A 19003-nucleotide genomic window follows, 5' to 3' on the forward strand; every position below is an offset into this window, starting at 1 on the left:
TTTGATGGAAGACGTCGTTCGGGAACTGGGTTATCTCTGCCTCGGCAGCCGATTGAAGCGGATCGGCGAGCGGCTCCAAGCCGATGTCAACCGCTTGAGCGAACGGGTCGGCCTCGACGTTCAGGCGGGTCAGTATCCGCTGCTGGCGGCTCTCGACCGCAATGGGCCCCTCACTGTGGGTGATCTGGTCGGCGCGCTCGGCGTGAGCCAGCCGGGCGTCACGCGCAGCGTCCTGCGTCTGGTAGAGATGGGGCTTCTCGAAATCGAGCGGGGCGATGAGGACCGGAGGCAGAAGACGGTGGCGCTCACCGAGGCGGGCCGACGCGCGGTCGAAAGATCGAAAGGGGAGATCTGGCGCCACGTCGAGGCGGCAGTCGTCGAGCTTTGCGGCGATCTCTCCGGCTCGCTGCTCGACCAGCTGAACGCGATGGAGGACCGCTTGGGGCAAATGTCGCTCGATAGGCGCGCCCTCCGGCACAAGGAGCGTGGTGATGGCTGAACATCCTCTCGATCGTCCCGTATGGCATGCTCTTCTATCGAGGCAGGCGGCATTTGCGGTGGGTGGCGCAAGCGCGAAGCGCTTTTTGCCGGATGTCGGGATTTTCGCGGCAGCGCGCGACGACTCGGAGGAGGCTTTGCGCGCTTTGGGCGATCTCGTGCCGCCTGACGGCTGCGTCATCCTGCTTCAGCCCGGAGAAAGCCCGGTCCCGTCGGGTACGCGGGTCGACAAGATTGCGATGGGCGTCCAGATGGTCGCGGAAGGAGTCGCGCCTTGCGAGCCGATGGCTCCTGTCGAACGCCTGGCCGAGGCGGACGCACCAGCAATGCTGGAGCTTGCGACGCTGACACAGCCCGGCCCCTTCTTCGCCAATACCCACCGGCTCGGCGCGTTCTGGGGCATCAAGGCCAATGGACGGCTCATCGCGATGGCCGGCGAGCGGATGAAACTGAACGGCTATACGGAAGTGAGCGGCGTCTGCACTCATCCGGATTTCCGTGGCCGCGGCTATGCGGCGATGCTCTCTCGGGTCGTCGCAGGCGAGATCTTGAGGCGTGGGGAAACACCGTTCCTGCACGCCTATGCGACCAATACGCCGGCGATCAATCTCTATAGGGCGTTGGGGTTTGTTCTCCGTTCGCCGATGGTCGTGACTGTGCTCGTCCGCTGCACGGGCGGACCACAGTCGTGATGTCGAGGCGGCCGGATTGACGCCGCCGCGCATCCGCTAGATCACGATGACTTTAGTTCGGGCCGACCTAAAATCATGAACGTGATCGATTCCAATAAGTCGGCGCGGGAAGCGGGCGAGAAAACCGCGCACTTTTCCTCCTGCCGCGCTAAACGGCCGCCAGAGCTCCCGCCAGCACCTCGACCAGCCCGTGTCCGGCGCTGCCGTCCTTGTCGAGGCTCGGATTGTAGATGGTGACTTCGAGGCCGACCGCTCTTTCACTCGTCAGAATGATTTCGAGCGCCGTCATCAGCTCATCCCAGGAGAGTCCGTCCGGAACGCGGAAATCGACCGCCGGCATGACGGCGTCGTCGAGACAATCGGCGTCGAGGTGAATGAAGAAGCCCTCCAATTGAGGCCGCGTCAGATGGTCGAGCGCGGCACGAGCCGCCCTGTCGACGCCGAGGCGGCGGATGTTGTGGAGATCATAGGCGCGGAGCTCCCGCGGCAAGGGTTGGCTGCCGAATTCGGCCTGATCCTCATGATCGCGGAAAGCGAAGGCGACGGCATCCTCCGGCCGAACCAAAGGACCGCGGCCCTCGATATCGGTCAGCAGCGACGGCCCGTAGCCGGTCACGAGAGCCAGATCCATGGACGCGCCTTCGCCGTTGGGTTCCGCTTCCGGCTGGAAGAAGTCGGCATGGCCGTCGATGAAGAACAGGCCATAGCGGCCGCGCCGCCGCAAAGCGAGCATCGGGCCGAGCAGGATCGTGCAATCGCCGCCCAAGACGATCGGAAACTCGCCGGCATCCAGTATCGCCTCGATGGCGTCGGCAAGCCTTGGCGACCATGCCGCGATCGTTTGGGCGTTCAGGATCAGGGTGTCCGGGTCAGGTGTTGCATCCTTCGGTGGAACGGCGAGTCGCCCGGCGTGACGCGCCCCGATCCGCTCCGCGAGACCGAGTTCCAGGAGCCGAGCGGGCAAGCCCTCCACTCCGTCGGTCGACAGACCAAGTGCTGAAGGGGCTTCGAGGATGGCATAGCGGCGCTTTGGCATTGAAACCTCCGGCTGATGCGGGCTCGAACCGATACAACGCCGGAAGGTTCCTCAGCTATGCGCTCACTCCCACTCGATCGTGCCCGGCGGCTTCGAGGTGACGTCGTAGACGACGCGGTTGATGCCGCGCACCTCGTTGATGATGCGGGTCGCCGCGCGGCCCAGGAATTCCATGTCGTAATGGTAGAAGTCGGCTGTCATGCCGTCGACCGAGGTGACGGCGCGGAGCGCACAGACATATTCATAGGTGCGCCCGTCGCCCATGACGCCGACCGTCTGCACCGGCAGCAGCACGGCGAAGGCCTGCCAGATGGCGTCGTAGAGCCCGGCCTTGCGGATCTCGTCGAGATAGATCGCATCCGCCTCCCGCAGGATTTCGAGCTTCTCGCGGGTAATGCCGCCGGGGCAGCGAATCGCAAGGCCCGGGCCGGGGAAGGGATGGCGGCCGATAAAGCTCTCCGGCAGGCCGAGCTCGCGGCCGAGCACGCGCACCTCGTCCTTGAAGAGTTCGCGCAGGGGCTCGACGAGCTGCATGTTCATGCGCTCCGGCAGGCCGCCGACATTGTGGTGCGACTTGATCGTCACCGACGGGCCGCCGGTGAAGGAGACGCTTTCGATGACGTCCGGGTAGAGCGTGCCCTGGGCGAGGAAATCGGCGCCGCCGAGCTTCTTCGCCTCTTCCTCGAAGACCTCGATGAAGAGACGTCCGATGATCTTGCGCTTGGTTTCCGGGTCGCTGACGCCCTCCAGCTCGCCGATGAAGCGGTCGGAGGCGTCGATGTGCAGCAGGTTGAGGTTGTAATGCTCATGGAACATGGCGACGACGTTCGCCGCCTCGTCCTTGCGCATCAGCCCGTGGTCGACCAGGATGCAGGTGAGTTGGTCGCCGACCGCCTCATGGATGAGGAGGGCCGCGACGGAGGAATCGACGCCGCCCGATAGCGCGCAGATCACCTTCTTGTCGCCGACCTGCTCGCGGATCGCCTCGACGGCCTTGGCGCGATAGGCCGACATCGTCCAGTCGCCCTCGATGCCGGCGATCTTGTGGACGAAATTGGCGATCAGCTTGGCGCCGTCCGGCGTGTGCACCACTTCCGGGTGGAACTGCACCGCGTAATATTTGCGCTTCTCGTCGGCGATGAAGGCAAAGGGGGCGTTCGGTGAGGTAGCGACCACCTCGAAGCCCTGAGGCAGCGCCGTCACGCGGTCGCCATGCGACATCCACACCTGATGGCGCGAGCCGAGCGACCAGACACCTTCGAAAAGCTCACATTCCTTCTCGACCTCCAGGAAGGCCCGACCGAATTCGCGATGATGGCCGCTCTCGACCTTGCCGCCGAGCTGGGCGCACATGGTCTGCTGGCCGTAGCAGATGCCGAAGACCGGCAGGCCGCTTTCGAAGATGACCGAGGGCGCGCGGGGCGAACCGATATCAAGCGTCGAGGCGGGGCTGCCGGACAGGATCACCGCCTTTGGGTTGAGCCGTTTGAAACCTTCCTCGGCCGACTGGAACGGCACGATCTCGCAATAGACGCCGGCTTCGCGCACGCGCCGGGCGATGAGCTGCGTCACCTGGCTGCCGAAATCGACGATGAGGACGGTATCGGGATGGGCTGTCTGGGTCATGTCGGGCCTTCAAACAAGCGTGTTCATGGCGAGGCTTTAATGAAAGCCCGCCCCTGGCGCAACGATAACATTGCATCCCGACAATCGAGCGCCGGCTATCGGACGGTCAGAGCCGGATTTCACCGCTTTCGAGCGCTTCTTCCAGCCGGTCGATCGCGGCTGCAAGCTTCTCGTCGATGACGTGCAGATATTCCGTCCAGTCGTCGACATGCCTCAGCTCCGCCTTGCCGTCGGAGATGCCGCGCAGCCCGATGAGCGGCACGCCGAAGGCCTGGCAGGCGCGCAAAACCGCGAAGGTCTCCATCTCGACCAGGTCGGCATCGATCGCATCGTAGGCTTTTCCGGAGACGATGTTGGCGCCGGTCGAAAGCCGCGCTTCCTTGACGCCCGGGATGCGCAAGGGCAGCTTTACGACGGCGGGCAGGTCGAGGAAGGGTGTCGCACCCTTCTCGAAGCCGAGCGGCGACGCGTCCATGTCGCGATAGCCGACGGAGGTGGCCTGATAGACCTCCGTCTGCTCGAGCGTCGCGGAGCCGGCCGAGCCGAGCGAGACGACGAGATCCGGCAGGCTGGCCCCGGCGTGGAGTTCAGCAAGGACCCTAGTGAGACCCACCGCGGCTTCGACAGGTCCGACGCCGGTCATCAGGGGCGTGATGCGGGCGCGCAGGCACGGCCCGTATTCCGGGTCGACCGCCATGACATAGAGGATCTTCTTGCCCGCCACCGGTTTCAGGTCGAAACTCATCCCTCGATCCCTTCGCGTCCACGCACCACCATCATCGTCCCGGTCATCGAGGCGATGAGTTTGGCCGGGCCGTCGGATCTCACCGCATAGGCGCGACCATCCGAAACGATGATCGTCGTGCCGGGTTTCGTCACTTCACCGCGGAAGAGGAAGCGCTCGCCGCGCCCAGGCGACAAGAGGTTTACCTTGAACTCGATCGTCAGCAGCGATGCGTCAGCGTCGATCACCGAATAGGCCGCGTAGGTGCCGGCCGCATCGAGCGCGGCGGAGATGATGCCGGCATGGAGCAGGCCGTGCTGTTGCGTCAGCTTGATGTCGAACGGCAGCTCGATCTCGACCGTTCCCTGTTCGACGCGCGTGAGTTCCGCGCCGATCGTGCGCATGGCGGCCTGTCGGCTGAAGCTCTGCCGGACGCGGGCGCGAAAATCGTACGGCTCGCTGTCTTCTATCACTCAAAGGATCCTTGCGAAGGCGAGGCCGATCGCCCCGCGACGGGCCGACAGTTGCATGCGTCGCGAAAGAGGACAAGCGCAATCATGAGGTCGCCCCAGCGCTTCATCGCGGCGGGTGGAATCTATGTCTTCCGGGCTTTCGCGAGCGAGGACGCATCCATATATCATCATCAATGAAGAACATCAGACGCATAGAGATCCGCCTGGCGGTACCGGACGATCTCATGATGATCGCTTCGGTTCTGGTGCGGACCTGGCGAGCGACCTTTCGCGGCATCATTTCCGACGCCTATCTCGAGGCGATGACCGTCGAAGATCAGGCAATCGGGCATGCGCGGCGTATGCGTTTCCCAGGGACTTTCCTCATGGTCGCCGTCGACATGGCGGAAAAGCGCGTGATCGGCTTTGCCAATTACGGCCGGGCAAGGGGGATGCCGCCCGCCTTCGACCGGGAGCTCTACGAGCTTTACCTCCTGCCGGAGTTCCACGGTACAGGCATCGGCTCGGCGCTCGTGCGCACTGTCGCCGGCCATTGCCGCGAGATGGGGGGCTCGTCGCTCTTTGCCTGGGTATTGGCCGACAATCCAAACAGGGTGTTCTACGAACGCATGGGCGCGCGCGCCGTCGGCCAGGGGCGGGTGAGCGTCGGCGGCGAACGCCTGGATCAGGTCGCCTATCGCTGGGACGACCTTGGGGCACTCTCGGGCGCTGGAAATATCTCGACCTGACCGCGGGCAAGGCCCTCCCCAACCCCTCCCCACAGGTGGGAGGGCTTGGTGCTCGCTGCGGTCGCCTGCCATTTTTCAACCGTCGCTTCTCGCGGAAAATTCGATATGGGAGGCGGCGGCGCGGCAACTTAAGCCCCTCCCACCTGTGGGGTCGGGGGAGGGGTCTACTCCTCCGCCATGTAGCCTTCATTGCGCTCCAAGCCGGACGATGTGTTGGTCCCAGGCGACGGAACTCCGTCGCCCCTTGAATCGGCCGTCATAGGAGGAGATCGCGAAACCGTGTTCCGCCGCTGCGACACCGGCCGCTTCCGCAATCCGTTCCTCTTTCACCACCGCACCGGTTTTCGCATCGAGCGTGACGGCGACATTGCCCTTCGGCGAGGTCAGCCCGACAAGCTCTTCGTGGCGATTGACGGCGATAGCGCCGACATAGTTTGCAAGCGCTAGCGTTGTGCGTTCGGGCAGAGCGACAAAGGCCAGCGCCTCGCCCTTGGCGAAATGACCGACGAGAGGCGGCAGGTCGTCGCGGGCGCCTTCGTACTGGCAGGCGAACCAGATCCTGCCGTTGGCGCCGATATCGACATGGCGGGTCGAAAGCCGCCTGAGGTCCGACGGCAGCGCGTGTTTCTCGATGAGCGCGCCGGTTGCGGTGTCGACGAGGGTGAGGCTCGGCTCCATGTGGTCGAGATTGAGCTTGGTGCGGCCGAAGTCCGGATGGGTCTCGATGCCGCCATTGGCGATTGCGAGCGTGCTCCCGTCCGCAGTCAGCGTCATGTCGTGCGGCCCGATGCCGTAGGTCGGGAATTCGCCGACACGGGCGAAGCCGCGGCGGCCGTCATAGATACCGATCATGCCGCGATTGGCGGCAAAATCGTTCTCCGTCGCGTAAAGCAGCCGGCCATCGGCGGAGAAGCAGCCGTGGCCGAAGAAGTGGCGGCCTTCGGCGACAGTGATGATGACCGGCTTAGCGGTGCCGTCGCATGCGAAAATCATCGCATAGGTGCCCGGCCGGCGGGCAAAGGCAACCGTCCGGCGGCTCACCGGCGAAAATGCCATGCCGTGCGCGCGCGCCGGCAGGAGCGTGCGGTCGACGATCTCGCCTTCCTCCGTCAGCGTCGCGATGCCGTAGCTGCCGTCCGGTGCCATGAAAGCGGAGGCGAAGACCGCGTCGGTCCTTTCGAGCGCGAAGGCGCCGCGCGGTCCGAGCGCCGCCACCCAAGCGACGCCTGCCATTTTGACGAAGCTGCGTCGGTCGATGAGGTTTTTGGCGTTCATGCGCTTCCCATGCAGGCATCGGCGGAGTCGAGGCACAGGCAAAGACCCTTCCACCCCTCCCTTGCGGGAGGGTCTGCCATGGCTACAGCCAACCTCGGCGTTTGAAATACAGATAGGGCAAAAGCGCCGAAATCACCATCGCCCCAAGTCCGAATGGATAGCCGAGCTTCCAGTGCAGCTCGGGCATCGCCTCGAAGTTCATGCCGTAGATCGAGGCGACCAGCGTCGGCGGCAGGAACACGACGGCGGCGACCGAGAAGATCTTGATGATCTGGTTCTGCTCGAGATTGATGAGGCCGAGCGTTGCGTCGAGCAGGAAATTGATCTTGTTCGACAGGAACAGCGCATGATCGCCGAGCGAGGCCGCGTCGCGCTGGATCAGCTTGACCCGCTGCCGGCTCTCCTTGGCCGCTTTGCGAGGAGTGCTTCCTTCGAGAGCGACATGATAGGCGACGAGCCTGCCGATGCTGACGAGGCTTTCGCGGATGACCGTCAACAGGTCGCCCTTCTGGCCGATCTGCTCAATCAGTGATTGCAGGTCACGCGTTTTCTTCGTTGCGCTCGCATTGGACTTGCGGAAGACCTCGCGCGAGATTGCGTCGATATCGCTGCCTGCGCGCTCGAGTGCATCGGCCGTGCGGTCGATCATCGCCTCGAGCAGACCAAGCATCACCAGTTCGCCGGTTTCGCAGACCGCCCCGTTCGGCTTCTGGATCCGGTTTGCGTAGATCTGGAACGGTTTGGGGTCCGCGTGGCGTACCGTGACGAGCGTCGTTCCCTTGAGGATGAAGGTCACGGGCACTTTGACCGGATAGTCGCTGTCGAGCTTGGCGGTCGCCGTCATGGTCATGAACTCGGCGCCATCCTCCTGATAGAGGCGGTCGGAAAGCTCGATCTCCTGCATCTCGTCGCGCGTGGGAATCGCTATGCCGAGGCGGTCTTCGACGAGGCGCACTTCGTCGCTCGAAGGACTGAAGAGGTCGAACCAGATCACCGGTTCCTGGGATGCCAGGCCGTCGAGAAGGTCGACGAGCACAAGGTGGCTGTTCTGGCTTTTGTAGATGCGCAGCATTTTGGGCTCCATGAGGGCCGAGTCATCCGACCGTTGGAGCCCTGATCAATCAGGTCCGGACGGCCGTGAGCGTGAAGGCTCGACTTCGACTGTCGGGGTTCATCTTGAGTTGATCCTTGTTGGTGACACATGCCCGCGAGAGCGGACATGAGATGCGCTTTGCTCCCAAATGCGTGCCTTGTCAACCGCCGGGTCCTGCGGCCTTTTCACCTTCGCGTCAATCGCCGTCGGCGAAGGAAAAACCGGCGCCGAGCCCGATCGCGCCGCCGAAGTCTCGGTTGAGCCGGTCGGTGAGGTCGGCGGTGTTGAGTGCGATGAAGTCGAGCGTGCTGCGCTGTCTTTCGTCGGCGAGCGCCGCGTCGATCGGCCCGTTGATCCGGTCGGCAGCACTGATCAGCGCCTTGAAAAGGAAATTGATCGAACCGGCGATCGAACGGCTGTCGGCCGGAAGTAGGCTTTCCATGCCCGCCGTGTCGAAGAGCTTCTGCAGGGCGCGGAAATTCGCGGAGACGGAGGGCATGGTATTGACCGATCGCCAATAGATCGCGAGCCTCGGATCGCCGCGATCCCGCCTTCCATCGACTGCTCCGGCGTAGAAGGGGCGCAACCGCTGATCCTTCACCATTTCGACGCCATGGACGAGCACGCCCAGCAATTCGGTGGCGGCCTCCTTGTTGTCGCGGAAGAGCGGATTGCCGGGACCCGGCCGCTTCCATGCAGCCTGAATGCCGTCCGGCTTTTCCCATTCGGCAAGCAGCTCGCCGGCGATCGTGTCGAGATTCTCCGATATGGCAAGGCCGTAACGGCAGCGAAAATCGCCCTGCTTGCCGGAGAGTGTCTCCGCCCCGGTGCCGTAGAGCACGTATTCAAGCGCGCCGAGCCCCTGGACCGCGACGCTTTTCGCCTTCAGCGTCTCCGCCTGCGTGGCGCTCTCGTTGCCTTTGGCGAGAATGGCCTGCACCTGTTTAAGGCCGGTGCTCTTGCGGTCCGGATAGAAGAGGAAGCGTTCGAAACGGTTCTGCTCGAGCGTGGGACCGAGGCGAATGATCTCGATCGCAGACCAGCTTTGGACGACGCCGGAGAAGGCCGAACGCGCAGCTTCGAGGCTCGCGGCGGAAGGCGCCTTGCAAAGTGCGGCCGTCGCTTCCGAAAGCGACTTCGTCGTCTCGGCGAGGTTGCGGTAGCCGGGCAGGATGAAACCGTCCACGGCCTTCGCCATCACGCCCGAGACCGCTGTCTCGTCGACGACGCGCGGCGAGAGTGCGCCGCCCTCCTGCGCTGGCGCCGGCGCAGCGACGGCGGCAAACAACAGGAGCCCAAGAGCGAGGCGAAGAGCGAGGCGCATCAAAGGGACTCCAGAAATGTGATCAGGGCTTTGCGGTCGCCCTCTCGCATGGCGGCGAAAGCGTCACGGGCCTTTTCCGCTTCGCCGCCATGCCAAAGGATGGCCTCCGAAAGATCGCGGGCGCGCCCGTCATGGAGCAGGAAGCTGTGGCCGCTGACGGTCCTTGTCAAGCCGATCCCCCAGAGCGGCGGCGTGCGCCATTCGCGCCCGTTGGCGAGGCCGACCTGCTGGCCGTCGGCGAGGCCGGCGCCCATGTCGTGCAGGAGGAAATCGGAATAGGGCCAGATGAGCTGGAACGCCTGCTCCTTGTGCGGCGCGTCGCGCCGGGTCACGAATTTCGGCGTGTGGCAGGCGGCGCAGCCCGCTTCGTAGAAAAGCCGCTTGCCCTTCAAGGTTTCAGGGAAGCTCGCCCGACGCCGGGCGGGTACGGCGAGGTTCGAGGAATAGAATGCCACGAGATCGAGCACCGGGGTGGGCGCTTCGACGGCCCCGAGCCGCGGCTGGACGCCGGTCGGCAGCTTGAGACAGTCTTGCTGCCCGGCCGTGCAATCGCCGTGGCTCAGCTTAAGGTCGGGCGTGGAAATGCCGAGGTCTATGGCAAAGGCGTCGGCGCTCTGTTGGCGGACGGTCGGGTTCTGCGCCTTCCAGCCGAAGCGGCCGAGCGTAACGCGGCCCGTCTTGCCGTCGCGCACCAGTGCCGGCCGGCCGCTGATGCCGTCACCATCGCGATCGTCCGGATCGGCGCGGGCCAGGATGTCGGCCTCATGGATGGCCTCGATCAGGCCCATGCCGATCATCGGTGAGGCGACCCGCGGCGACAGTGTCGTCGTCGGGTCCATCGCGCCGTAACCGAGGTCGCCGACAGAATAATGCGGTTTCCTGAGCGAGATCGTCTCGCCGCCGGCGAGCGTCACCGGCTCTTCCGTATAGGCGATCCTGACGCGGCCTTCGGCGGCAAGCCCCGGCACGGCGCTGTCCTGAAGCTGCGCGCCATAAACCGGATCGGGAAAATTGAGTGCCTCGTATGAGGCGATCATCCGGCGCTCGGCATCGTCCCGCGGGGCGCGGGCAAGGCGGTAGAACATCGAGGTCGCGTCCGTGGCGCCTTCCGGCGGCCGGCCCCGCCCGTCGCGTGGATGACAGCTCTCGCAAGCCCGCGCATTGTAGAGCGGCCCCAGCCCGTCGGAGGCTTGCGTCGATGAGGGGGAGGAAACCCAGAGCTTCTCGAAGAGCGCCTTGCCGAGCTTGAAGTTCTGCTCGTCCTCGAAGGGAAGATTGGCGGAAAACTGGGAAAAGACCTGCCGATCGATCGGCGCGAGCGTCGTGGTAGCACCGCCGGGAAGCGCCTCGAACTGTTCGGCTTTGGAGAAGCCGGTGGTTGGGCGCGTCACTTTTAAGACGCGCTCGAGGTCCTGTTCGGAAAGGTCGTCACGTTCACACCCCCCTCTGCCCTGCCTCGCATCTCCCCCACAAGCGGAGAGATCGGCAAGCGGCGATGTCCCGCTTGACCATTCGCGCTGCGCGCGCGCCGCTGAATTCGGCGCCTTCGGCACCTGCGAGCTCACTATCGGGCAGGGCTCAGCTTCTGGCCAATCTCCCCCCTTGTGGGGGCGATGCCCGGCAGGGCAGAGGGGGATATCAACACCCGCTTTACGGATTTTCGCCGTTGCAAGCTGATCGGCCTCCGCTCTGGCCGCGGGGCCGGCATCCTTGCCTATCGCCACGACCGTGGAGGCGAGGCCGATAAGCGCGGCGAGCGGCAGCGCGAGGAGGCGGGCGGTCACGTTCATCGGACGGGTCGGGCCGCAATCTTCAAGGTGCGGCCCGCCTTTTCAACTTATTGGAAGACGGCGCCAGGATTATCCAGGCTGTCCGAACCTTCAAGCTCGATCGTACCGAGATCGAGCGCCGCGATGACACGCTCGACGGTTTTCGCCTGGGCGATCAGCCCGTCGATCGCGGCCTGGACGGTGGCGTTGCCTTCGGCATTGCCTTCGCCGATCATCTGGTCATAGGCCTCGACGGTCTCCGCGCGCTTGGCCATCGCCTGCATCTTCTCGACCGTGGCCGCGAGATTGTCCTTCATCTCCTTGTCGAGCGCTGCGTCCTTGGCGGCGACGAGCTCGGACAGCGAGGCGCCGGTGAGCTTGCTGCCGTCGACGCGGGTATATTCGCCCGTATAGGCCGATTGGATGCCGATCGCGTCGTGCAGATGCGAGTTGTGGGTATCGTCCGAGAAGCAATCGTGCTCCTCTTCCGGGTCGTGCAGCAGCAGGCCGAGCTTCATGCGCTCGCCGGCAAGCTCTCCGTAAGAGAGCGAGCCCATGCCGGTCAGAATCGCCGCAAGCCCGGCCTTGTGGTCTGCCTCGACCGCCTTGGTCGCCGCACCGTCGGGCGCCCAGTTCGCGGCCATCTCCTTGAGGTCGGAGACGAGCAGGCTGGAAGCGGCCTTGAGATAGGCCACGCGGCGATCGCAATTGCCGTTGGTGCAGGCCTTGGTGTCGAAATCGGTATAGGGCCGGTTGCCTGCGCCTGCGCCGGTGCCGTTCAGGTCCTGGCCCCAGAGCAGGAATTCGATCGCGTGATAGCCGGTCGCGACATTCGCCTCGATGCCCGCCGCCTCCTGCAGCGTGCCGGAGAGGAACTCGGGCGTGATGTTCGTCGCGTCGACGTCCTTGCCGTCGATCTTGATCGTCTTGTTGGCGATCACATTGGCCACGAAGAGGGCGTTTTCGTCGCTCTCGGTACCATAGCTCGGATCGACATAGTCGATCAGGCCTTCGTCGAGCGGCCAGGCATTCACCTTGCCTTCCCACTCGTCGACGATCGTATTGCCGAAGCGGTAGACCTCGGTCTCCTGATAGGGGTTGCGCGCCTTGAGCCAGGCTTCACGAGCGGCCTTCAGCGTCGCTTCGCTTGGGGTCGCGATCAGTGCGTCAACGGCCTTGTCGAGCGCTTCAGCCGTCGTCAGCGCGTCCTCATACTTGGCGTGCGCGATCGCCGCATAGTGTTTGACGACCGCGGCGGCGTCGGTCGCCGCATGCGCCGGCTGCAAGGCCAGCGCCGACGTCGCCGTCATCAGTGCCAGCGCGGCGCCGCGGATGAAATTCTTGCTCATGACCCTCTCCTTTTGCTTGTCGGTCGAGCGCACGGCTCAGGCCCGGGAAAGCGCAGAAGTCATGGACCAAAAGCAAACTGGTGTCAAAGTGTATAGTTTAGAACGCTTTCAATCTGCAATTCCCGCTGGCGGAGATGGCCCTGCAGCGGCGTCCCTATCCCTTTCTGCCCATCAGGCAGAAGAAGAAGCCGTCGGTTTCGGTCGACGCCGGCGTCAGCGTGACGGTCTTCATGTCGGCCGACCAGGGCTGCGGCTTGTCGGTTCCGAAAAGCGCCGCCCAGCTATCGGCAGCCGAGAGGATCTCGTATTCCGGATTGTCCTCACAGAAGCCGTAGACCTGCGACTCGTTTTCCTCCGGAAGCACGGAGCAGGTGACGTAGATCAGGTGACCGCCCGGGCGCACGAACTGGGCGGCGCCGGCGAGCGCTTCCTCCTGCTGCGCCAGCCGCTCCTCCAGGTTCTTTTGCGTGAGGCGCCATTTCGTGTCCGGGCGGCGCCGCCACGTCCCAGTGCCGGTGCAGGGTGCATCGACGAGTACCCGGTCGCAGCGGCCGACGAGGGAGCTGAGCGACTCGGCCGATTCATGCACCTGCACATTACGAGTGCCTGCGCGCTTCAGCCGTTCGATGATCGGCGCCAGCCGCTTGCGGTCGGCGTCGTAGGCGTGGACCTGGCCCTTGTTGTTCATCGCGGCCGACATCGCGAGCGTCTTGCCGCCGCCGCCGGCGCAATAGTCGAGCACCTGCTCGCCCTCTTGCGGCAAGACGAGATCGGCGACGATCTGCGAGCCCTCGTCCTGGACCTCGAACCAGCCCTTCTGGAAGGAGATTTCCGCCGTCACGTTCGGCAAGCGCGAGGCGCCCTCGCCGGCGGGGATGCGTACGCCATGGCGGGCGATCGCCGCGGGCTCCGCGCCGCTGCGCTCCAGCGCCTTCAACACCTTCTCGCGCGTCGCCTTCAGCGTGTTGACCCTGAGATCGAGCGTCGGCCGGCCGGCAAGCGCCTTCGCCTCGGCAAGCCAGTCGTCCGAGAAGTTCTCCTCGAAGGAGGGCTGAACCCATTCCGGTATATCGCCCTGCACGTAGAGCGGCGCATCTTCGAGCCGGCGCTCCCTGAAGGCCGTCATCATGGCTCCCGAAGGAGCCTCTGGGGCGAACTTGTCGTCCGCGAGCTCCGCCGCGAGAGCGTCGACGCTAAAGCCCCATTGCCGGTACATGACGGCGTGGCCAAGGGCCGTGGCGCTGTCGCTGTCCATGAGATAGGCGTGGGAGAGTTTCATCCGCAGCGCATCGTAGACGATGTTGCCGATGGCGGCGCGGTCGCCGGAGCCGGCGAAGCGATGGGAGAGGCCCCAATCCTTGAGCGCGTCGGCGACGGGGCGCTTTCGCTTTTCGATATCGTCAAGAACCTCGATGGCTCCCGAGAGCCTTCCGCCCAAACGCATCTTCGATGAACTCCTTTTTCGCCGTGGTAGCGGCGATGGCATCGAAGAGCAAGACGGCGGCCGCATTATGTGCGGGGCGATTGCCCGTGCAGGCCAGCCCGCCCGAGGGGCGGGCGGGCGCGTGATCGATCAGGAATTGATGACCTGGTAGCAGATGCTGGCGGTGCCGGAGCGGATCATGCCGATCCGGGAGGCGGCGGCCTTGGAGAGATCGATCACCCGGCCACGGATGAACGGGCCGCGATCGTTGATCCGCACGACGACGGACTTGCCGTTGCGCTTGTTCGTCACCTGCACCTTGGTGCCGAACTTCAGGCTGCGATGGGCGGCGGTCAGGTGGGCCGCGTTCATTCTTTCGCCGGACGCCGTTTTGGAGGAAAGCGCGTACCAGGATGCCCCGCCGCAACCGTTGCCTGCCGCCTGACTATCGGATGCCGAGACCAACCCCATCCCGACGGTGAATAGCGCTGCCGCGGCAGCAGTCTTGATTTTCGCTGGCTTCAAGCGATGCCCCCTTCGGTTTGAAGATGTTGTAAGTTCCCTTGCTGATCGAGCTAATTGGGGTCAAAAATGGCGAAAACGTGCTTCAACCGTTAAACTTTCATTAGGAATTATTGAAAAGCGGTAAAATTTAAAATGAGACATAGGTTTGAATTATTTTAGAAGGCTGTGCGAATCCCTTTGGAATCAGCAACTAAACGTTTCCGACGGCGCCCGGCGGCGGTGAGCTGGCCTTGGCATGAAAAAAAATCATTAAAAATTTCGATCCGCTTGAATTTTAATGAACCATGATGGTCGAAATTGCGCTACTATCGTCATGGTTGCATAAAAAGGCAAAGTATAGGCGGAATATTGACAGCAACGGCGTGTCAAGCTGAGTCGGCCGGAATCGTTACTTCCGCAAGTTCCTCCGAACATGCTTTTATCCGCAGACGATATTCTGACCGGAGAAGTGTAAGGGTGGTTCTACTGCTGCCGCCAGGCGCCCGTCGCCCATAGCTGTGCAAGCGAAACGCGATAGTTCGGGAAAGCGAATTCGAAGCCGGCGTTGCGGAGCCGCGCATTCGAAACACGCTTGTTCTCGCCGTAGAACGAGCGCGCCATCGGCGACATCTCGGCCTTCTCGAAGGGGATTTCCGGCAGCGGCTCGACGCCCATCAGCCGCGCGGCTTCGGCGACGACGTCCTGCGGCGGCGCGGGTTCGTCGTCGGTCACGTTGAAGACCCCGCCCATGCCGCGCTGAGCGAGGAAGGCCGTGGCGGCACCGATATCCTCGACGCGGATGCGGTTGAACACCTGGTTCGGCTTTATGATACGGCGCGCCGTGCCTTCGGCGAGGTTGCGGAAGGCGTTGCGGCCAGGCCCGTAAATACCGGCAAGCCTGAGCACCGCGACCGGAATGCCCTGCCTCGCGCCGTGTTCGAGCCAGGCATCTTCCGCCTCGACCCGCTCGCGGGAGCGCTCGGAGACGGGCTTGACCGGCGTGTCCTCGGTCACCCACGCGCCGCCGTGGTCGCCATAGACGCCGACGGTGGAAAGATAGCCTACCCATTCAAGCCTCGGCAGCAGCTGGCCAAGCGGCGGCGTGCCAGCGCGGAACATCGGGTCGCCGTCGCTTCCCGGCGCGATGGACTGGATGAGGTGCGTGGCCCTGCCCATGGCATCGGCAAGCTCTGGCGAAATCTCGTTTCCGCCGAAGAGCAGCGGCTCGATGCCGGCGGCCTTGAGGTCCGCGAGCTTCTCCGGCGAGCGGGTCGTTCCGGTTACCGATTGCGCGGCGGGTGCGAGCGCCTTGGCGATCGCCGTACCGGAGTAGCCGGCGCCAAGAATCAGGACATGCATCGGCTCACTCCTGCCATTTCCCATTCCGAAAGAACCTCGTTGTCGGTTTCAGGCCCGCATTGTCGGGCGAAGGCGGCTAGATCGCCCGGCGGCATCAGCTGCGAAAGCGCCCAGACCGCCATTCCCCTAACGGTCGGCGAAGCGTCGGCCGTGAGCGCCTTGCAGACCGGTATCAAGTTCTTCTCACCGGAATTGCCGGCCGCGATCAAGACATTTCTGATGAAGCGGTCGCGCCCGATGCGCTTCACCGGCGAGCCCGAGAAGAAGCTGCGAAAGGCTGCATCATCGAGCGTCAGAAGGAAGGAGAGCTCCGGTGCCCTGAGTTCCTCGCGCGCCTTGAGCTTCATTTCCGATGCCGACTGCGCGAACTTGTTCCACGGACAGACGGCAAGACAGTCGTCGCAGCCATAGATGCGGTTGCCGATCAGCGGGCGCAGTTCAGCCGCGATCGGACCCTTATGCTCGATCGTCAGGTAAGATATGCAGCGCCGCGCATCGATCTGATAGGGCGCCGGAAAGGCATTCGTCGGACAGATGTCGAGACAGGCCCGGCAGGAGCCGCAGTGGTCCCGCTCGGGTTCATCGAGGTCCAGATAGGCAGTCGTGAACAGGCTGCCGAGAAACAGCCAGGAGCCGAATTCGCGACTGACGAGATTGGTGTGCTTGCCCTGCCAGCCGATGCCGGCCTTTTCCGCAAGCGGCTTCTCCATGACCGGGGCGGTGTCGACGAAGACCTTCACGTCCTCGCCGGCGCGGGCGCCAAAGCGCGTCGCGATCTCCTTCAATCTGCCTTTGACGACATCATGATAGTCGCGGTTCTGGGCATAGACGGAGATCGCGCCGCGGTCGCGTCTGGCGAGAATTGCACGCGGATCATCTTCGGGACCATAGTTCATGCCGAAGAGGGCGATCGAACGGACATCGCCCCAGAGCACGCGCGGATCAGAGCGGCGCTCGGCCGTCTCGGCAAGCCAATCCATCGTGCCGTGACAGCCGGCGGCAAGGAATTGCCGCAGCCGATCCGGTGTATGCGGTATGGCGTCCGGGTGCGTGATACGACAGATGTCGAAGCCTTTGGCTGCGGCTTCCTCCTTCAGGAAGGCGGTGAGTGTCCGTCGTTTCCTGCCCTGGTTCTCCGCCTGTGCAGCGTCGCCGGGCATGATAATGTCCTTAGAAGTCAAGATCCGCATAATGCGAGACGGGGGTGACGCCGCGCACGCGCTCGGCAAGCAGCGGCCGGAAGGACGGGCGCGATTTGAGCCGCTGGTACCATTCCTTGGCGGCGGGGAATTCCGACCAGTCGATTTCACCGAGATAGTCGAGCACGGAGATCGCGGCGGCGGCGGCGAGATCCGCATAGGAGATGCGGTCACCAGCAAGCCAGGGCCGCGACCCGGCGAGCCAGGAGAGATATTTCATATGCTGGCGGATATTGCTGCGCGACGTGCGGAGGATCTTCGAGTCCGGCGCGCCGCCGCCCTGATCGGGGGTCATCTGCAGCTTGAAGATACGCTCGCGCACGAGCGGGCGCGTCACGTCGGCTTCCATTTTCTGCAGGAACCATTCGGTGAGCCGGCGGATTTCGGCGCGCTGGAAGGGATCCTCGGCCAAGAGCCGGCGGTCGCGCTTCATGATACCGCTGGTCTCGTCGAGATATTCCGAGATGATCGTCGCGCCGCACAGCGCGCGCATGCTGTCATCGACATAGACCGGCAGCGTACCGGCCGGATTCAGCGCCAGAAAGTCCCGGCGGTTCTCCCAAGGCTGTTCCTCGCTCAGTTCCGTCTGATAGCCATATTCTGAGAGAATAAGGCGTACGAACCGCGAGGCGGAGGACATGGGGTGATGATACAGTGTCGGCATCGATGATCAGATTGCAGCTGTTTTCGGGGATGTCAGCGTCGCGGCATATGCAACTGGCCACGGCTTGCTACAACGAGCTATAGGTAGTTGCGGTGGCAAACACAAGAGAATCGACTTTCTCCTCCCAAATCCAAGTATATCAGGAACTTCTCATACATGGCGGATCAATCGATCGTAAGCGCGCTCGTTCTCGGGCTCATTGAAGGGCTGACGGAGTTCATCCCGGTCTCGTCGACGGCGCATGTGCTGCTCGCCGGACACTTCCTCGGATTCCGGTCGCCCGGAAATACGTTCGCTGTTCTTATCCAGCTCGGCGCCATACTGGCGATCCTGCTCGTCTATTTCCAAAAGCTCCTGTCGATCGCGCTCGCCCTGCCGACGAGCATCAAGGCTCGACGCTTTGTCTTCTCGGTTCTGCTCGCCTTCCTGCCTGCGGCGCTCATCGGCGCGGCGGCGCATGGCTTTATCAAGTCGGTTCTTTTTGAAACACCGATGCTGATCTGCATCGTGCTGATCGTCGGCGGCATCATCCTCTACGCCATCGATCACCTGCCGCTCTCGCCGCGCTACACCGATGTCTTCGACTATCCGCCGTCGCTGGCGCTGAAGATCGGCCTGTTCCAGTGCCTGGCGATGATCCCGGGGACGTCGCGCTCCGGCGCCACCATTGCCGGCGCCCTGCTGATGGGGACCGACAAGCGTTCGGCCGCGGAATTTTCCTTCTTCCTCGCCATGCCGACCATGCTGGGCGCTTTCACGATCGATCTTTACAAGAACCGCGACGCGCTCTCCTTCGACGATGTCGGTCTGATCGCCGTCGGCTTCATCGCTGCCTTCGTCGCCGGGATTTTCGTCGTGCGTTCGCTGCTCGACTTCGTCTCGCACCGCGGCTTCACGCCTTTCGCGATCTGGCGCGTCGTCGTCGGCACCGCCGGGCTCATCGGCCTTTGGCTGTTCGGATAGTGAAAAAAATAAAGCCGCATGCGTTTCTTGCGAAACGCATGCGGCCCCTGGCCCCCGCCAATAAACTGAAATTCCTGCCTCTTATCCGCGCCCGGAACCTCGAGGCACGGCCCGGCTTCACTCGCCGGAAAGATCGACCGAAGCCGTCGTGCACGGGTCCACGCCATAGGCCGGCGCGCAGCCCTTGCTGCTGCTCGCGACGGTGCCCGGTGCCATGAATGAGCCAGCCAAAATGATCAGTGCCGCAGACGCAAAAAAAATTGCGATCGACTTGCCCATGGAACGTTGTGCCTTTCGACTATGA

General features: G+C 63.7%; 19 protein-coding genes. 4 read left to right on the top strand and 15 right to left on the bottom strand.

The window, feature by feature from the left end:
- Positions 1 to 4: 4 nt before the first annotated feature.
- Entirely contained in the window at positions 5 to 499 is a 495-nt protein-coding gene (locus M728_RS17440; RefSeq protein ID WP_198023415.1) for a MarR family winged helix-turn-helix transcriptional regulator, read from the top strand.
- The gene (locus M728_RS17445; RefSeq protein ID WP_034884117.1) at positions 492 to 1190 is read left to right on the top strand and encodes a GNAT family N-acetyltransferase; all 699 of its coding nucleotides are present in this window, start codon (positions 492 to 494) and stop codon (positions 1188 to 1190) included. Before M728_RS17440 ends, M728_RS17445 begins: the two co-directional genes overlap by 8 nt.
- A gap of 148 nt (positions 1191 to 1338) precedes the next feature.
- Here the strand turns inward: M728_RS17445 and M728_RS17450 are convergent, their stop codons facing one another.
- From M728_RS17450 to M728_RS17465, 4 genes are all read right to left on the bottom strand, one after another.
- Positions 1339 to 2226: an arginase family protein gene (locus M728_RS17450; RefSeq protein WP_026622077.1), complete on the bottom strand. Its 888-nt coding sequence runs from the start codon at positions 2224 to 2226 to the stop codon at positions 1339 to 1341.
- A gap of 63 nt (positions 2227 to 2289) precedes the next feature.
- Complete coding sequence (gene guaA, locus M728_RS17455; protein ID WP_026622076.1) at positions 2290 to 3852, bottom strand: glutamine-hydrolyzing GMP synthase; 1563 nt, start codon at positions 3850 to 3852, stop codon at positions 2290 to 2292.
- A 106-nt stretch (positions 3853 to 3958) separates the two neighbouring features.
- Positions 3959 to 4597 carry a 5'-methylthioadenosine/S-adenosylhomocysteine nucleosidase gene (locus M728_RS17460; protein WP_026622075.1) on the bottom strand — a complete coding sequence of 213 codons (639 nt, stop codon included), beginning with the start codon at positions 4595 to 4597 and terminating at the stop codon, positions 3959 to 3961.
- Positions 4594 to 4980, bottom strand: coding sequence for a PaaI family thioesterase (locus M728_RS17465; RefSeq protein WP_370906479.1), 387 nt, complete (start codon positions 4978 to 4980; stop codon positions 4594 to 4596). The genes M728_RS17460 and M728_RS17465 overlap by 4 nt, the downstream gene beginning before the upstream one ends.
- A 242-nt stretch (positions 4981 to 5222) precedes the next feature.
- Here M728_RS17465 and M728_RS17470 point away from each other — a divergent pair, with 242 nt between their 5' ends.
- Complete coding sequence (locus M728_RS17470) at positions 5223 to 5777, top strand: GNAT family N-acetyltransferase (RefSeq protein WP_026622073.1); 555 nt, start codon at positions 5223 to 5225, stop codon at positions 5775 to 5777.
- A 186-nt stretch (positions 5778 to 5963) separates the two neighbouring features.
- On the opposite strand, the gene M728_RS17475 is transcribed toward M728_RS17470, so the two are convergent.
- The 10 genes from M728_RS17475 to M728_RS17520 form a co-directional block, all read right to left on the bottom strand.
- Positions 5964 to 7052 (bottom strand): DUF1513 domain-containing protein, encoded by a 1089-nt coding sequence (locus M728_RS17475; protein ID WP_026622072.1) that lies wholly within the window; start codon positions 7050 to 7052, stop codon positions 5964 to 5966.
- An 82-nt stretch (positions 7053 to 7134) separates the two neighbouring features.
- Positions 7135 to 8124, bottom strand: a complete 990-nt coding sequence (locus M728_RS17480) for a magnesium transporter CorA family protein (RefSeq protein ID WP_026622071.1) — start codon at positions 8122 to 8124, stop codon at positions 7135 to 7137.
- Between the two features lie 217 nt (positions 8125 to 8341).
- Entirely contained in the window at positions 8342 to 9469 is a 1128-nt protein-coding gene (locus tag M728_RS17485; protein WP_026622070.1) for an imelysin family protein, read from the bottom strand.
- Complete coding sequence (locus M728_RS17490; RefSeq protein WP_026622069.1) at positions 9469 to 11259, bottom strand: di-heme oxidoredictase family protein; 1791 nt, start codon at positions 11257 to 11259, stop codon at positions 9469 to 9471. Before M728_RS17490 ends, M728_RS17485 begins: the two co-directional genes overlap by 1 nt.
- Positions 11260 to 11306: 47 nt before the next feature.
- A complete protein-coding gene (locus tag M728_RS17495) occupies positions 11307 to 12587 on the bottom strand; it encodes an imelysin family protein (protein ID WP_026622068.1) in 1281 nt (426 codons plus the stop codon).
- 154 nt (positions 12588 to 12741) lie between these two features.
- Positions 12742 to 14031, bottom strand: coding sequence for an RsmB/NOP family class I SAM-dependent RNA methyltransferase (locus tag M728_RS17500; protein ID WP_026622067.1), 1290 nt, complete (start codon positions 14029 to 14031; stop codon positions 12742 to 12744).
- Between the two features lie 129 nt (positions 14032 to 14160).
- A complete protein-coding gene (locus M728_RS17505; RefSeq protein ID WP_026622066.1) occupies positions 14161 to 14535 on the bottom strand; it encodes a septal ring lytic transglycosylase RlpA family protein in 375 nt (124 codons plus the stop codon).
- 462 nt (positions 14536 to 14997) lie between these two features.
- Positions 14998 to 15873: an SDR family oxidoreductase gene (locus M728_RS17510; RefSeq protein WP_026622065.1), complete on the bottom strand. Its 876-nt coding sequence runs from the start codon at positions 15871 to 15873 to the stop codon at positions 14998 to 15000.
- A complete protein-coding gene (gene queG, locus M728_RS17515; RefSeq protein WP_026622064.1) occupies positions 15861 to 17033 on the bottom strand; it encodes a tRNA epoxyqueuosine(34) reductase QueG in 1173 nt (390 codons plus the stop codon). The genes M728_RS17510 and queG overlap by 13 nt, the downstream gene beginning before the upstream one ends.
- Positions 17034 to 17043: 10 nt before the next feature.
- Complete coding sequence (locus tag M728_RS17520; RefSeq protein ID WP_026613540.1) at positions 17044 to 17736, bottom strand: glutathione S-transferase family protein; 693 nt, start codon at positions 17734 to 17736, stop codon at positions 17044 to 17046.
- A gap of 156 nt (positions 17737 to 17892) precedes the next feature.
- Between M728_RS17520 and M728_RS17525 the strand changes: the two genes are divergently transcribed.
- Positions 17893 to 18699 carry an undecaprenyl-diphosphate phosphatase gene (locus M728_RS17525; RefSeq protein ID WP_026622063.1) on the top strand — a complete coding sequence of 269 codons (807 nt, stop codon included), beginning with the start codon at positions 17893 to 17895 and terminating at the stop codon, positions 18697 to 18699.
- A gap of 117 nt (positions 18700 to 18816) precedes the next feature.
- Here M728_RS17525 and M728_RS17530 read toward each other — a convergent pair whose 3' ends face one another.
- Entirely contained in the window at positions 18817 to 18978 is a 162-nt protein-coding gene (locus M728_RS17530) for a hypothetical protein (RefSeq protein ID WP_026613538.1), read from the bottom strand.
- Between the last annotated feature and the right edge of the window lie 25 nt (positions 18979 to 19003).

Origin of the sequence: Ensifer sp. WSM1721, from assembly GCF_000513895.2 — a bacterium.
Classification (GTDB): Bacteria; Pseudomonadota; Alphaproteobacteria; order Rhizobiales; family Rhizobiaceae; genus Sinorhizobium.

What these genes read in the sequence shown, in the direction of transcription:
- M728_RS17440 (WP_198023415.1), top strand. Translation starts at nt 5, where the DNA reads ATGGAAGACGTCGTTCGGGAACTGGGTTATCTCTGCCTCGGCAGCCGA.
- M728_RS17445 (WP_034884117.1), top strand. Translation starts at nt 492, where the DNA reads ATGGCTGAACATCCTCTCGATCGTCCCGTATGGCATGCTCTTCTATCG.
- M728_RS17450 (WP_026622077.1), bottom strand. Translation starts at nt 2,226, where the DNA reads ATGCCAAAGCGCCGCTATGCCATCCTCGAAGCCCCTTCAGCACTTGGT.
- guaA (WP_026622076.1), bottom strand. Translation starts at nt 3,852, where the DNA reads ATGACCCAGACAGCCCATCCCGATACCGTCCTCATCGTCGATTTCGGC.
- M728_RS17460 (WP_026622075.1), bottom strand. Translation starts at nt 4,597, where the DNA reads ATGAGTTTCGACCTGAAACCGGTGGCGGGCAAGAAGATCCTCTATGTC.
- M728_RS17465 (WP_370906479.1), bottom strand. Translation starts at nt 4,980, where the DNA reads ATGCGCACGATCGGCGCGGAACTCACGCGCGTCGAACAGGGAACGGTC.
- M728_RS17470 (WP_026622073.1), top strand. Translation starts at nt 5,223, where the DNA reads ATGAAGAACATCAGACGCATAGAGATCCGCCTGGCGGTACCGGACGAT.
- M728_RS17475 (WP_026622072.1), bottom strand. Translation starts at nt 7,052, where the DNA reads ATGAACGCCAAAAACCTCATCGACCGACGCAGCTTCGTCAAAATGGCA.
- M728_RS17480 (WP_026622071.1), bottom strand. Translation starts at nt 8,124, where the DNA reads ATGCTGCGCATCTACAAAAGCCAGAACAGCCACCTTGTGCTCGTCGAC.
- M728_RS17485 (WP_026622070.1), bottom strand. Translation starts at nt 9,469, where the DNA reads ATGCGCCTCGCTCTTCGCCTCGCTCTTGGGCTCCTGTTGTTTGCCGCC.
- M728_RS17490 (WP_026622069.1), bottom strand. Translation starts at nt 11,259, where the DNA reads ATGAACGTGACCGCCCGCCTCCTCGCGCTGCCGCTCGCCGCGCTTATC.
- M728_RS17495 (WP_026622068.1), bottom strand. Translation starts at nt 12,587, where the DNA reads ATGAGCAAGAATTTCATCCGCGGCGCCGCGCTGGCACTGATGACGGCG.
- M728_RS17500 (WP_026622067.1), bottom strand. Translation starts at nt 14,031, where the DNA reads ATGCGTTTGGGCGGAAGGCTCTCGGGAGCCATCGAGGTTCTTGACGAT.
- M728_RS17510 (WP_026622065.1), bottom strand. Translation starts at nt 15,873, where the DNA reads ATGCATGTCCTGATTCTTGGCGCCGGCTACTCCGGTACGGCGATCGCC.
- queG (WP_026622064.1), bottom strand. Translation starts at nt 17,033, where the DNA reads ATGCCCGGCGACGCTGCACAGGCGGAGAACCAGGGCAGGAAACGACGG.
- M728_RS17520 (WP_026613540.1), bottom strand. Translation starts at nt 17,736, where the DNA reads ATGCCGACACTGTATCATCACCCCATGTCCTCCGCCTCGCGGTTCGTA.
- M728_RS17525 (WP_026622063.1), top strand. Translation starts at nt 17,893, where the DNA reads ATGGCGGATCAATCGATCGTAAGCGCGCTCGTTCTCGGGCTCATTGAA.
- M728_RS17530 (WP_026613538.1), bottom strand. Translation starts at nt 18,978, where the DNA reads ATGGGCAAGTCGATCGCAATTTTTTTTGCGTCTGCGGCACTGATCATT.